This window comes from Achromobacter ruhlandii (assembly GCF_902859695.1).
GTDB classification, from domain to species: Bacteria; Pseudomonadota; Gammaproteobacteria; order Burkholderiales; family Burkholderiaceae_B; genus Achromobacter; species Achromobacter ruhlandii.
This window is the reverse complement of record NZ_CADIJL010000007.1, coordinates 98,904-112,655: the sequence shown is the minus strand read 5'-3', so window position 1 is coordinate 112,655 and position 13,752 is coordinate 98,904. Positions and strand designations below refer to the sequence as shown.

The following is a 13,752-nucleotide window of genomic DNA, read 5'->3' as shown; positions in this document are numbered from 1 at the left end:
CCCGCCATGACTCCCTTCCGCGCCGCGCTGCTGGACCTGGACGGCACCCTGCTCGACTCCATCCCCGACCTGGCCTTCGCGGCCAACGCCATGCGCGTGGAACTCGGCATGATCGCGCTGCGCGAGGATGTCGTGGCCACCTTCGTCGGCAAGGGGGTGGACAACCTGGTGCGCCGCAGCCTGGCCGGCAGCCTGGACGCCGCCGATCCGTCGCCCGAGGACTTCGCCCGGGCGCGCGAGGCCTTCTACCGCCACTACCACCTGGTCAACGGCGAACGCGCCCAGGTCTACCCGGGCGTCATGGAAGGGCTCAAGCACATGCGCGACCAGGGCCTGAAGCTGGCCGTGGTCACCAACAAGCCCACCGAATTCACCCTGCCGCTGCTGCAACGCACCGGCCTGGCCGGGTTCTTCGACGCGGTGGTGTGCGGCGACACCTGCGCCCGCCGCAAACCCGACCCCGACCAGGTGCTGCACGCCTGCGAACTGCTGGGCGTGACGGTGGCCGAGGCCGTCACCATCGGCGATTCCATCAACGACGCCCAGGCCGGCCGCAGCGCCGGCACCCAGGTGCTGGTGGTGCCTTACGGTTACAACGAAGGCCGTGACGTGCGCGAGCTCGATGTCGATGGTATAGTGGACACGCTCGTCAACGCCGCCCAGTGGGTGGCGCTCTGGAATCAGAACCAGAACGCCGCGAAAGCCCAGGCCTGAAGCTAGGGTCCGCGCCCTTGACGGCATACCTGACTATCGAACCGATATCCTCCTGATGAACGTTTCCATCCAGAACCAAATGCTCGGCGCCTCGTGGCGCTGGTGGCGTTTGTCTTCCGGGTGGCGATGATTCCCTTCCCGGCCCTGGACGCGTCCCCGCCTCCAAGCGCCGATACTGTGTAGAACACAGAGCCAAGCCCGGAACCAGTAACCTGGACCGGGCTTTTTGTTGTGCGCCCGGTCCCAAGCAGATACCCATCGCCCACGAGACCCGCCATGACCGAAATCGAATTCAAAGCCCTCGCCGCCCAAGGCTACAACCGCATCCCGCTGGTGGCCGAGACCTACGCCGACCTGGACACCCCGCTGGGCATCTACCTGAAGCTGGCCCATGCCGGCCCGCAGGCCGGCCGCATGACCTGCCTGATGGAGTCGGTGGTGGGCGGCGAGCGCTTCGGCCGCTACTCGTTCATCGGCCTGCCGGCCCGCACGGTGATCCGCGCCAGCGGCACCCGCACCGAAGTGCTGCACGACGGCAAGGTCGTGGAAACCCACGACGGCGACCCGCTGGCCTTCATCGAGCAGTACCAGGCCCGCTTCAAGGTGGCCCTGCGCCCCGGCATGCCGCGCTTCTGCGGCGGCCTGGCCGGCTACTTCGGCTACGACACCGTGCGCCACATCGAACCGTGCCTGGGTCCCGCCGTGAAGCCGTTCCCGGCCGGCATGGAAGGCGGCACGCCCGACCTGATGCTGATGCACGTGGACGAACTGGTCATCGTCGACAACCTGGCCGGCCGCATCTACCTGATGGTCTACGCCGACCCGGGCCAGCCCGAAAGCTACAGCCGCGCCCAGCAGCGCCTGCACGACCTGCGCGCGCGCCTGCGACGCCCGGTGGAAATTCCCTACAGCCACGCCAGCATGCAGACCGAAGAGCGGCGCGACTTCAAGAAGGAAGACTACCTGGCGGCCGTGCACCGCGCCAAGGAACACATCGCCGCCGGCGACCTGATGCAGGTGCAGATCGGCCAGGTCATCGCCAAGCCCTTCCGCGACTCCCCCCTCTCGCTGTACCGCGCCCTGCGGTCGCTCAACCCCTCCCCCTACATGTACTTCTGGAACTTCGGTGACTTCCAGGTGGTGGGCGCGTCGCCCGAGATCCTGGTGCGCCAGGAGCGCGTGGTGGTGGACGGCGCGCCCAAGTCGCAGGTCACCATCCGCCCGCTGGCCGGTACCCGCAAGCGCGGCGCCACGCCCGAGGAAGACGCCGCCCTGGCCGCCGAGCTCAAGGCCGACCCCAAGGAAGTGGCCGAGCACGTGATGCTGATCGACCTGGCCCGCAACGACGTCGGCCGCGTCGCCGAGGTGGGGTCGGTCAAGGTCAGCGACACCATGGTGATCGAGCGCTATTCGCACGTGATGCACCTGGTGTCCAACGTCACCGGCAACCTGAATCCCGGCATGAGCAGCATGGACGTGCTGCGCGCCTCGTTCCCGGCCGGCACCCTGACCGGCGCGCCCAAGGTCGAGGCCATGAAGATCATCGACGAGCTCGAGCCCGTGCGCCGCGGCATCTACGGCGGCGCGGCCGGCTACCTCAGCTACGGCGGCGAAATGGACGTGGCCATCGCCATCCGCACCGGCGTCATCAAGGACGGCACGCTGTACGTGCAGGCCGCCGCCGGCATCGTGGCCGACTCCAACCCCGAAGCCGAATGGGCCGAGACCGAGGCCAAGGCCCGCGCCGTGCTGCGCGCCGCCGAGCAGGTCCAGCACGGCCTGGACGAGCCCATCTGAGACGCCCGCCGCCCCAATGACCGCCCCGGGCCGCGAATCGGCCCGCCTGGAGAAAAAAATGCTGTTGATGATCGACAACTACGACTCGTTTACCTACAACCTGGTCCAGTACTTCGGTGAACTGGGCGAGGACGTGCGCGTGGCGCGCAACGACCAGATCACCCTGGAAGAGATCGCCGCGCTCAACCCCGACCGCATCTGCGTGTCGCCCGGCCCGTGCTCGCCGGCCGAGGCCGGCATCTCGGTGCCCGTCATCCAGGCCTTTGCCGGCAAGAAGCCGATCCTGGGCGTGTGCCTGGGCCACCAGGCCATCGGCGCCGCCTACGGCGGCAACATCGTCCGCGCCCAGCAGATCATGCACGGCAAGACCGTGCGCATCTCGCATACCGGGACGGACATCTTCACCGACCTGCCGACGCCGTACACTGTCATCCGCTACAACTCGCTGACCATCGACCCGGCGACGCTGCCCGAGTGCCTGGCCGTGACCGCCACGGCGCCGGACGGCGACATCATGGGCGTGCGCCACAAGACGCTGCCCCTGTACGGAGTACAGTTCCACCCCGAATCCGTGCTCAGCGAACACGGCCACGCCCTGCTGTGCAATTTCCTGAACCTCGCCTAAGAAGGACGCACCGTGACGATCTCCCCCTCCGAAGCGCTGACGCGCTGTATCGAACACCGCGAAATTTTCCACGACGAAATGCTGCATCTGATGCGCATGCTGATGCGCGGCGAGATGTCGCCGCAGATCGCAAGCGCCCTGCTGATGGGTCTGCGCGTGAAAAAGGAAACGGTGGGTGAAATCACCGCGGCCGCGCAGGTCATGCGCGAGTTCGCCACGCCGGTGGTCACGCCCAACCCCGAAGACCTGCTCGACATGTGCGGCACCGGCGGCGACGGCAGCCACACCTTCAACATCTCCACCACCGCCATGTTCGTGGCGGCGGCGGCCGGCGTGCCGATCGCCAAGCACGGCAACCGCAGCGCGTCCTCGTCGAGCGGCAGCGCCGACGTGCTGGAAGCGCTGGGCGCCAACCTGGTGCTGACGCCCGAACAGGTGGCCGAGTGCATCCAGGCCACCGGCATCGGCTTCATGTTCGCGCCCGCCCATCACGGCGCCATGAAGAACGTGGCCGCGGTCCGCAAGGAACTGGCGGTGCGCACCATCTTCAACATCCTCGGCCCGCTGACCAACCCGGCCGGCGCCGCCAACCAGCTGATGGGCGTGTTCCACCCCGACCTGGTGGGCATCCAGGTACGCGTGCTGGAACGCCTGGGCTCGCGCCACGTGCTGGTGGTGCACGGCAAGGACGGCATGGACGAGGCTTCGCTCGGCGGCGCCACCATGGTGGGCGAACTCAAGGACGGCAAGGTCAGCGAGTACGAGATCCACCCCGAGGACTACGGGCTATCCATGATGTCCAATCGCAGCATCAAGGTGTCCAATCGCGAACAGTCGCGCGAGCTTGTCATAGAGGCGCTGGACAATGTCGAGGGCACCGCCCGCGACATCGTCGCGCTGAATGCGGGTCTCGCCATTTACGCAGGCAACAAAGCCGATTCCATTCCCGCAGCGTTAGCGCTAGCATTTGAACTGATTTCCACCGGCGCGGCGCGAGCCAAGCTGGAAGATTTCTGCGCATATACCCGGAAATTCCAGAAATGAACGATATTCTCGCGAAGATCCTCGCCGTCAAGGCCGAGGAAGTCGCCGCCGCGCGCCAGATGCGCAGCGAAGCCGAAGTCCTGCGCGAAGCGCAGGCGCGCCAGGACGTGCGCGGCTTTGCCCAGGCCATCGAAGACAAGATCTCGCAGGGCAAGGCCGGCGTCATCGCCGAAATCAAGAAAGCGTCGCCGTCCAAGGGCGTGCTGCGCGAGACCTTTCAGCCCGCTGAAATCGCGGCCTCCTATGCCGTGCATGGCGCCGCCTGCCTGTCGGTGCTGACCGACGTGCAGTTCTTCCAGGGCTCGCACGACCACCTGCGCCAGGCGCGCGCCGCCTGCTCGCTGCCGGTGCTGCGCAAGGACTTCGTGATCGATCCCTACCAGATCATCGCCGCCCGCGCGATGGGCGCCGACTGCGTGCTGCTGATCGTCGCCGCGCTCACGCCCACGCAGCTGCGCGAGATGGAAACGCTGGCCATGGAACTGGGCATGGACGTGCTGGTGGAAGTGCACGACGCCCAGGAACTGGACATCGCGCTGACGCTGAAGACGCCGCTGCTGGGCATCAACAACCGCAACCTGCGCACCTTCGAGACCAGCCTGCAGAACACGCTGGACCTGCTGCCGCGCATTCCCGCCGGCAAGCGCGTGGTGACGGAAAGCGGCATCCTCAAGCCGGAAGACGTGAAGCTGATGCGAGCGCACAAGGTCGACGCCTTCCTGGTGGGCGAGGCCTTCATGCGCGCCCAGGACCCGGGCGCCGAGCTGGCCCGCGTGGTCGGCTGAACCGCCGCCGGTCCCGCGCCATGCACGGCACGGGGCGCGGCGCGCCACGGCGTCTTTGCATGTTCATGCATGCGTGTTGTTGCATGCGTGCTCTTGCATGCGCGTCGATTCAACCCGGCCGTGCCAGCCCCAGCGCCGCCGCGCGTCGGTACAACGTGCTGCGATGCACGCCCAGGGCGCGCGCCGCGGCGCTGACGTTGCCGGCGTGCGCGGCCAGCGCCGCGCGGATCGCCTCGTCGGCCATGGCCTGCAGGCTGGGCGCGCCGGCGGACGCCGGCGCCGCCGGCATGCCGCGGATGTCCGCCGGCAGCATTTCTTCATCGACCCTGCCGGACGCGCCCGCCAGCACGTGCAGCGTGCGCAGCACCGCGGCCATCTGGCGATAGTTGCCGGGCCAGGCGTATTGCGCCAGCGCGTCCTCGATGCCGCCCGGCAGCGCCGGCCCGCTGCCCTGCGCGGCCCATAGCGTGCGCAGTAATTCGCGCAGGTCGGGGCGGGCGCGCAGCGGCGCGAGCGTCACGGTGTATTCGGCGATACGGAAGTACAGATCAGGGCGCACCGGCGCGTCCGGGCCATCATGCGCCAGCGCGCGATGGGTCGCGCACACCAGCGCGAAGTCCACCGCCACCGGCCGCGCCGCGCCCAGCGGCGACACCTCGCGCGATTGCAGCACCCGCAACAGGCGCGCCTGCAGCGCCAGCGGCATGTCGCCGATCTCGTCCAGGAACAGCACGCCCCCATGCGCCTGCCGCAGCAGGCCCTTGCTGCCCTGGCGGCGCGCGCCGGTGAAGGCGCCGTCTTCATAGCCGAACAGTTCGGATTCGATCAGGCTTTCGGGCAGCGCGGCGCAATTGACCGCCACGAACGGGCCGGCCGCGCGCCGGCTGCGCGCATGCAACTGGCGCGCGAAGACCTCCTTGCCCGCGCCGGTCTCGCCCTGCAGCAGAATCGATACGCCCGCGTCCGACAGATGCACCGCGCGCGCCAGCGCGCCCAGCGTGGCCGCGTCGAAGCTGGCGGCATCGCGCTGGGTCTGGGGCGCCGGCAGCGCGGCCGTGGCCGGCAGGCGCAGCGCCGGTTGCGGGGCGACCGTCGGCCGCGACCGGGGCAGGCGCAGGCGCGCGTGGTAGACCGCGCCGCCGCGCGCCTGCACCCGCCCGGCCGCGTCGGGCGCCTGTTCCATGACGCCCTCGAACAGGTCGGCGTAGCGATAGACGCCCAGCGCCGTGGACGCCAGGCCCAGCACCTGCATGGCGCGGCGGTTGGCGCCCACCAGCAGGTCGCCCTCGAAGGCCAGCAAGGCCTCGCCCGGCGTGCCCAACGCGGAACGGTCGGCATGCAGGCGCAGCACCGCGCAGGATTCGTGCGCGCTGTCGAACAGCCGGTGCTCGATCAGGTCGACGGCGGCCCGCACCAGCGCCAGCACGTCGGGGCGCACCTCGCGCGCGGGGCTGGAAAGATCCAGCACGCCCAGCATGCGCCCTTCGCTGTCGGTGATCGGCACCGCGGCGCAGGTCAGGATGCGGTTGGGTTCGAAATAGTGTTCGGCGCCGTGCACCACCAGTGAACGGCCTTCCACCAGCGCCGTGCCGATGGCGTTGGTGCCCGCGCCGGCCTCGTCCCAGGCCGCCCCGGGCATCAGCGCGACGCGCGAGGCGCGTTGCGCGAAATCGATGTCGCCGTCGCTGTCCAGCACCAGGCCCTGGGCGTCCGACAGGATCACCAGGCCGTCGCTGCCGCCTTCGCGGCGCAGCAGCGACATGGCGGGTTCGGACAGCCGCCGCAAGGCCTCGTTGCGCTGGCGTGCCTCGCGCAGTTCGGCGGCGGTCATGGGCTCGGCGCGGCGCTTGCCGCGCATGTCGAAACCCAGGTCGGCGCAGCGGCGCCAGGATCGCAGGATGGGTTCGGCGACCAGGCCGCCGGGCACCACGCCCTGCTGGTTGAACAGCTGGCGCGCTTGCGTCAGCGGGTGCCGACCGGATTGAGTGGCCATGCATGTCTCCTTGGACGGTGTTCTGCGACACCTGTTCCGCGACAGTGTCGCGAAACGCGACACCCGGTAGCGGCGAAACGCCGCCCACGCCCCTGCCGGCGCGTGGCAATCTACTTTCGCACGCGGCATGCGCGCTTGTCCAGCCGCGTCCCCCGACATGGCACGCGGTTTGCTTGATACGAAGCAGGCACCCGACTGCCGTTACACCGACTATACGGAGACAAGCATGGACATCGCGACCCGCGTCACCCCCGAATCCTATGGCACGCGCCTGGACCTCAGGACGCAGTATGACAACTTCATCGACGGCAAATGGCAGGCGCCCGCCGACGGCGAATACTTCGACAACGTCACGCCGGTCACCGGCCAGGTGCTGACCCGCAACGCCCGCTCGAAAGAGCGCGACATCGAGCTGGCGCTGGATGCGGCGCATCGCGCCGCGCCCAAATGGGGTGCGACCCCGGCCGCCGAGCGCGCGCAGATCCTGATGCGTATCGCCGACGTGATGGAGGCCAACCTGGAACGCCTGGCCACCGCCGAGACCTGGGACAACGGCAAGCCGATCCGCGAGGCCCGCGCCGCCGACATCCCGCTGGCGATCGACCACTTCCGCTACTTCGCCTCGTGCATCCGCAGCCAGGAAGGCGGGCTGTCCGAGATCGACCACGACACCGTCGCCTACCACTTCAACGAGCCGCTGGGCGTGGTCGGCCAGATCATCCCGTGGAACTTCCCCATCCTGATGGCCGCGTGGAAGCTGGCGCCGGCGCTGGCGGCGGGCAACTGCGTGGTGCTCAAACCGGCCGAGCAGACGCCGCTGGGCATCCTGCTGCTGATGGAACTGATCGGCGACCTGCTGCCGCCGGGCGTGGTCAACGTGGTCACCGGCTTCGGCCTGGAAGCGGGCAAACCGTTGGCCTCCAGCAAGCGCATCGCCAAGATCGCCTTCACCGGCGAGACCACCACGGGCCGCCTGATCATGCAGTACGCGTCGCAGAACATCATCCCCGTGACGCTGGAGCTGGGCGGCAAGTCGCCCAACATCTTCTTTGCCGACGTGGCGGCGCAGGACGACGACTTCCTCGACAAGGCCATCGAAGGCTTCGTCATGTTCGCGCTGAACCAGGGCGAAGTCTGCACTTGCCCCAGCCGGGCGCTGATCCAGGAATCGCTCTACGACAGGTTCATGGAGCGCGCGCTCAAGCGCGTGGCCGAGATCAAGCAGGGCAACCCGCTCGATGGCGACACCATGCTGGGCGCGCAGGCCTCCACCGAGCAGCTGGAGAAGATCCTGTCGTACCTCGACATCGGCAAGCAGGAGGGCGCGGCGGTGCTGGCCGGCGGCGCGCGCGCGCAGTTGCCGGGCGCGCTCGAAGGCGGCTACTACGTGCAGCCCACCGTCTTCAAGGGCCACAACAAGATGCGCGTGTTCCAGGAAGAGATCTTCGGGCCGGTGGTGGCGGTGACCACGTTCAAGGACGCCGACGACGCGCTGGCGCTGGCCAACGACACGCTCTACGGCCTGGGCGCGGGGGTCTGGTCGCGCGACGCCAACACGTGCTATCGCATGGGCCGCGCCATCAAGGCCGGGCGGGTCTGGACCAACTGCTACCACGCCTATCCGGCGCACGCCGCGTTCGGCGGCTACAAGCAGTCCGGGATCGGCCGCGAGAACCACAAGATGATGCTCAACCACTACCAGCAGACCAAGAACCTGCTGGTGAGCTACTCGCCCAAGAAACTGGGTTTCTTCTGACCCACGGGCGATGCCCGCCGGTGCGTCGCGGATCGACCCATGCCGGGTCGGCCGCGCCGCGCCGGCGTGGCGTCGCGGGAGTTGCATCATGCCAGGACCCACTCCGCGCGTGGTCGCCACCGACGCGGCGCGCGCGCTGATCGAAACCTTGCGCGCCAAGCACGGCCCGCTGATGTTCCACCAGTCGGGCGGCTGCTGCGACGGCAGTTCGCCCATGTGCTACGCGCAGGGTGAATTCATGGTGGGCGGCTCGGACGTGCTGCTGGGCGAACTGGAGGGCTGCCCGTTCTACATGGGCGAAGACCAGTTCGCCTACTGGGAGCACACTCAGCTCATCATCGACGCGGTGCCTGGACGCGGCGGCGCGTTTTCGCTCGACAGCGCCGAAGGACAACGCTTCCTGCTGCGGTCGCGGCTGTACTCCGACGACGAGTGGGCCCACGTGGCCCCGGTCTCGCGCGGCTGAAACCGGCCTGCGGAGCCGCCCGGCGGGCGTGGCGCGTCAGGAACGCCGCGGTCCGCCGCCCTTGGGTGCCGGCTCGGCGCCACAGGTCACCTGCTGTTGCCACTGGAACGACACGCGGCGGATGCGCGCGGCGCGGAATTGCGTGAACGAACGGCCACCCGGCATGGGTGCGCCACGTAGCGGACTGCTGCTGTTTTTCATTGTGGGAAAAGCGTTGGCGGAGAAATTCTGCAAGATTGCCGCGAGGCCGCGGCCAGGAGGAAAAGCGGACCTGGCGGCCTCAGCCGGCCGCGGGGGCCCAGGCGCTGACGGGCGCGCGGCGGGTCCATTCGAGCGCGTCCTCGAGGCGGTCGTTGCCCCAGAACATTTCGCCATCCACCAGGAACGTCGGCGCTCCGAACAGGCCCAGGTGACGAGCCTCATCGACCCGGCGGCGCAGCGCTTCCTTGGCGGCTTCCGACTTGGCGCGCGCGATCAGCCCGTCGGCGTCCAGCGACAGCTCGGTCAGCAACGCGTGCACCACGTCCTCGGCCTGGATGTCCTCGTCGCGCTGGAAATTGGCGCGGAACACCGCCAGGCTGAAATCCCGGCCCCAGGGCTCGTCCTCGCCCAGCAGCGCGATGCGCGCCGGCAGCACGCTCATGCGCGGGAACAGGCGCGGCCGGTTGTAGGGCACGCCGTACTTTTCGGCCAGACGCGCGATATCGCGCATCATGTAGGCGCCCTTGCCGGGAAACAGGCGGAACGGCGTGTCATTCCAACCCTGGGCCTGGAAGATCGGACCCAACAGGAACGGTCGCAGGTCGACGCGCACGTCCGCCTGCGCCGCCAGGCCGGCGATGCGCTCGATCGCCAGATAGCTGTAGGGGCTGGCGAAATCGAACCACATCTCGAGGCGGGGCGTGGTGGACAGGGGCGCATTCATGGCACAAGCTCCAACGGCTGGGAAACCAGGGCGACCCGCGCATCCGGCAGGCCGCTGAGGACGACGTCTCGATCGCTGTCCACCGTGATGGACTCGCCGGCCCGCAGCACGCTGTCGTCCGGGCAACGGTATTCGGACAACCAGACCGTGCCGGCATGACACTCGATACGCAGGCCCGAGGCACGCTTGAGCAGCATAGTCGAACCCCGGGTCAAATGAAATGACATTCCCGCAGTGCAACATAACCGGATCATGGCGCATCCTCCGCCGCAACGGCGTCCAGCGTGCCGGGCGCGGTTGGCGTGTTGCCGCTTCGCCCGTCGTCTGAGTCCTATTGGACGCCGCAGGCGTTATATTGCACAAGCGACATTTCCGCCGCCTACGCATGAGTTTTACGCATGTCATACCCGCTAGCCAAACTTCCCCCGCTTGATCTGGTGCGAGGCTTCGTCGCCGTGGGCCGGCGCATGAGCATCACGCTGGCGGCACAGGACCTGCACGTGACGCAATCGGCCGTCAGCCGGCAGATCCGCGCGCTGGAAGCGCACCTGGGCGTGCCGCTGCTGTTGCGGGGCTTTCGCAGCGTCTCGTTCACGTCCGAGGGCGCACAGTTGTTCCGCATGGCGGACGGATGGCTGAGCCAGCTCGGCGACCTGACCGAGCAGTTGCGCGCGCCGGAGCGCCGCACCCCGGTCACCGTCACCACCACCATCGGCGTGGCCTCGCTCTGGCTGCTGCCGCGGCTGGGCGACTTCCAGGCCGCCTATCCCAATATCGACGTGCGCGTCGCGGCCGACAACCGCGTCATCGACATCGATCGCGAGAGCGTCGACATCGCCATTCGCTACAGCCTGCGCGACACGGTGCCGGACGGCGCCGTCTGGCTGTTCGGCGAGTCGGTGGTGCCGGTGGCGCATCCTTCGCTCAAGGCCCGCGCCCTGGACGCGCGCGAGCTGCAGCGGCACGTGCTGCTGGAATTCGACGACCCCACCCGCCCCTGGCTGCAATGGTCGGAATGGCTCAACGCGCGCGGCCTGGGCCGGGTGCGGCCCAAGGGCATGTTGCGCTTCAACCAGTACGACCAGATCGTGCATGCGGCGCTGGCCGGCCATGGCATCGCGCTCGGGCGGCTGGCGCTGATCGCGCCGATGTTGGCGGACCGGCGCCTGGCCGCGGTCGACGGCCAGCCGGCCGATGCCACCGAGCATGCCTACTGGCTGGTGCGCAATGCGCGCCGCAGCACCCCCGACGCCGAGATCGTGACGCGCTGGCTGGTGCAGCAGGCCGCGGCCACCGCGCGCCTGTTGACCCCTGAACAAGACTGACAAATGCGGTTCGCCCGCGGACATGCCGGCCTTTTCAGACCAACGCACCGGCCGATGGTCTGGGCAGCCCGCTACAAGTTCTATACAAACCTTCATAGATTCGCGTTGCCCCTCCTGTAGATTGCGGCCTGCATCCCCGCACGGCTCCGAGCTCCCCTGCGAATGAACCCCGTACCCACCGTCCCGACGGCGGGCGCGGCCTGTTGCCGCCGTTTCGCGGCAACGCCCCGCATTTCTTTCATGACGCAGATGAAGCGCTTCCGTTCCGCGGACGCCTGGCAAGCCTGGTTCATCAACTTCCAGCGTTCCTTCCTGATCCTGCTGGCGCCGTGGCTGGTCTCGGTGCTGGCGCAAGGCGCCGGCCGCGTCTACCTGCTGGCGACCTATGCGCCGCCGGGCGCCTACGCCGCTTTGCCGCAGGACATCAACCGCACCCTGGCGATCGGCCTGCTGTTCGACATCAAGGTCGCGGCCATCGCGTTCTCCGCGCCGCTGCTGGCCGCCCTGCTGCTGGCCGCGCGGCCGGCGGCGCAGGCGCTGTGGCTGCGTTGCCTGCCCTACCTGGGCGCCGTGATGGCGACGCTGTTCGCCGCCAGCACGGTGGTGAGCGTGTGCTACTTCGCCACCTTCTCGCGCTCGATCGACATCTTCGTGTTCGGCCTGATCGATGACGACACCCGCGCCATCGTGGCGACGTTGTGGCACGGCTATCCGGTGCTGCGCACGCTGGCGCTGCTGGCGGCGGTGCTGGCCGCGACCAGTTGGCTGGCGTGCCGCTGGCGCGCCCGGGTGCTGCGCGCGCGCCTGGCGCGGCGGCCGCTGGCGCCCAGCGCCTTGCGGATGCTGCTGATCCTGGGCGTGACCGTGCTGGCCTGCCGCGGCTCGCTCGGCACCTTCCCGCTCAACAAGGACGACACGGGCATTTCCTCGCTGCGGCTGCTCAACGACATCGCGCCCAACGGCATTTCGGCTTTTTTCTGGGCGCTGTCCGAGCGCGACAACGACAAGCGCTTCACGAACGTCACCGACGAGGAGGGCGCGCGGCTCTACCTGCGCTTCCTGGGTCGGCCGGACCACGGCCTGAGGCCCTTCATGGCCACGACCGGCGCCAACCCGCGGGCGCGCGAACGGCCGCCGCACATCGTGCTGCAGGTCATGGAAAGCATGGGCCACCACATGAACATGTACGACCGCCCCGGCCGCGACCTGCTGGGCGCGCTGCGGCCGCACTGGCGCGAGGACTGGCGCTTCGACCGCTTCCTGTCAGAGGGCAACGGCACCATCGACAGCCTCAGCCGCCTGCTGGTGCGCAGCCCGATACCTGCCACGAGCCAGTCGTCGGCGGCCAGCGCCACCTTCGCCAGCAACGCCTTCGCGCCGTTCCTGGCGCGTGGCTACCGCGTGGTGTTCGTCACCTCGGGCACGGCCACCTGGCGCAACCTGGGCCGCTTCGCCAGCCATCTGGGCGCGCAGGAGTTCGTCGACCAGTTGGGGTTGCGGCAGCACTACCCCGAGGCGCAGCCCGGCGTCTGGGGCGTGCCGGACGAATACATGTTCCGCTATATCGGCGAACGACTGGCGCGGGCCGACCGCGACGGCGAGCGCCTGCTCATCATGGCCCTGTCCACCACCCACCATCCGCCCTTCCTGGTGCCCGAGGGCGGCCAACGCGGCGGCCTCGACCTGGGCGAGATCGAACGGCTGCCCTACTACGCCAACTGGACCGGCCTGGACGAAGCCTTCGACACGTTGCGCTACGCGAATGATCAATTGGGCCGCTTCCTGACCGGTCTGAAGGCCTCGCCGAGCGGTGCCCGCACCATTGTCGCCGTCACCGGCGACCACAACATCCTGGGCGTCGACTATGCGCTCGACAGCGACGCCGTGCTGGCACACGCGGTGCCGTTCTACCTGTATGTCCCACCCGCCTATCGGGGGCAATCGACCTATGACCCGTCGCGTCCCGGCAGCCACAAGGACATCCTGCCGACGCTCTATCACCTGAGCCTGCCGGACACGCCCTATTTCCGCAGCGGCTGCGACCTGCTGGCCGCGCGGCCAGACCCGCAGTGGTGCTTCGGCTTCAACAATCCGCGCCTGCTGATCACGCGCGAGGGCGCTTACCAGCGCGACCGTCCCGGCCGCATCCGGCCGTGGGCGGACGGCACCGGCCTGGCGCTGGCGGACGAGCGCGACGCCACGCCGGAGCAGGCCGCCGAACTGGCCCGGCTCGACGCCTACGGCCCGCTGCTGCAATGGCAGATCAACTACCAGGTGCAGCACCAACTGCCATCGCGCCCGGAGCGGCCTTGAGCCGCGTCG

General features: G+C 68.8%; 12 protein-coding genes. 9 read left to right on the top strand and 3 right to left on the bottom strand.

Going from position 1 to position 13,752, the window contains the following annotated elements; translation table 11 throughout:
- Positions 1 to 6: 6 nt before the first annotated feature.
- From HV742_RS11375 to trpC, 5 genes are all read left to right on the top strand, one after another.
- Complete coding sequence (locus HV742_RS11375; RefSeq protein ID WP_175145183.1) at positions 7 to 714, top strand: phosphoglycolate phosphatase; 708 nt, start codon at positions 7 to 9, stop codon at positions 712 to 714.
- A gap of 276 nt (positions 715 to 990) precedes the next feature.
- Positions 991 to 2,511 (top strand): anthranilate synthase component I, encoded by a 1,521-nt coding sequence (gene trpE, locus HV742_RS11370; RefSeq protein WP_024067527.1) that lies wholly within the window; start codon positions 991 to 993, stop codon positions 2,509 to 2,511.
- Positions 2,512 to 2,569: 58 nt separating this feature from the next.
- The gene (locus HV742_RS11365; RefSeq protein ID WP_175145181.1) at positions 2,570 to 3,136 is read left to right on the top strand and encodes an aminodeoxychorismate/anthranilate synthase component II; all 567 of its coding nucleotides are present in this window, start codon (positions 2,570 to 2,572) and stop codon (positions 3,134 to 3,136) included.
- A 12-nt stretch (positions 3,137 to 3,148) separates the two neighbouring features.
- Entirely contained in the window at positions 3,149 to 4,180 is a 1,032-nt protein-coding gene (gene trpD, locus HV742_RS11360; RefSeq protein WP_049070803.1) for an anthranilate phosphoribosyltransferase, read from the top strand.
- On the top strand, positions 4,177 to 4,965 hold the full coding sequence (trpC, locus tag HV742_RS11355; RefSeq protein WP_054419334.1) for an indole-3-glycerol phosphate synthase TrpC: 789 nt from the start codon (positions 4,177 to 4,179) through the stop codon (positions 4,963 to 4,965). The genes trpD and trpC overlap by 4 nt, the downstream gene beginning before the upstream one ends.
- Positions 4,966 to 5,074: 109 nt before the next feature.
- Here the strand turns inward: trpC and HV742_RS11350 are convergent, their stop codons facing one another.
- The gene (locus HV742_RS11350; protein ID WP_175145179.1) at positions 5,075 to 6,958 is read right to left on the bottom strand and encodes a sigma-54-dependent Fis family transcriptional regulator; all 1,884 of its coding nucleotides are present in this window, start codon (positions 6,956 to 6,958) and stop codon (positions 5,075 to 5,077) included.
- Positions 6,959 to 7,184: 226 nt separating this feature from the next.
- Between HV742_RS11350 and adh the strand changes: the two genes are divergently transcribed.
- Positions 7,185 to 8,714: an aldehyde dehydrogenase gene (gene adh, locus HV742_RS11345; RefSeq protein ID WP_006384406.1), complete on the top strand. Its 1,530-nt coding sequence runs from the start codon at positions 7,185 to 7,187 to the stop codon at positions 8,712 to 8,714.
- An 88-nt stretch (positions 8,715 to 8,802) separates the two neighbouring features.
- On the top strand, positions 8,803 to 9,180 hold the full coding sequence (locus HV742_RS11340; protein WP_175145176.1) for a DUF779 domain-containing protein: 378 nt from the start codon (positions 8,803 to 8,805) through the stop codon (positions 9,178 to 9,180).
- A gap of 280 nt (positions 9,181 to 9,460) precedes the next feature.
- Here HV742_RS11340 and HV742_RS11335 read toward each other — a convergent pair whose 3' ends face one another.
- Positions 9,461 to 10,105, bottom strand: coding sequence for a 2-hydroxychromene-2-carboxylate isomerase (locus HV742_RS11335; RefSeq protein WP_175145174.1), 645 nt, complete (start codon positions 10,103 to 10,105; stop codon positions 9,461 to 9,463).
- Positions 10,102 to 10,332 carry a DUF2917 domain-containing protein gene (locus HV742_RS11330; protein WP_081273524.1) on the bottom strand — a complete coding sequence of 77 codons (231 nt, stop codon included), beginning with the start codon at positions 10,330 to 10,332 and terminating at the stop codon, positions 10,102 to 10,104. The genes HV742_RS11335 and HV742_RS11330 overlap by 4 nt, the downstream gene beginning before the upstream one ends.
- Positions 10,333 to 10,503: 171 nt before the next feature.
- Between HV742_RS11330 and HV742_RS11325 the strand changes: the two genes are divergently transcribed.
- Complete coding sequence (locus HV742_RS11325) at positions 10,504 to 11,430, top strand: LysR substrate-binding domain-containing protein (RefSeq protein ID WP_175145173.1); 927 nt, start codon at positions 10,504 to 10,506, stop codon at positions 11,428 to 11,430.
- A 240-nt stretch (positions 11,431 to 11,670) separates the two neighbouring features.
- On the top strand, positions 11,671 to 13,743 hold the full coding sequence (locus tag HV742_RS11320; RefSeq protein WP_240317371.1) for an LTA synthase family protein: 2,073 nt from the start codon (positions 11,671 to 11,673) through the stop codon (positions 13,741 to 13,743).
- Positions 13,744 to 13,752 lie beyond the last annotated feature (9 nt).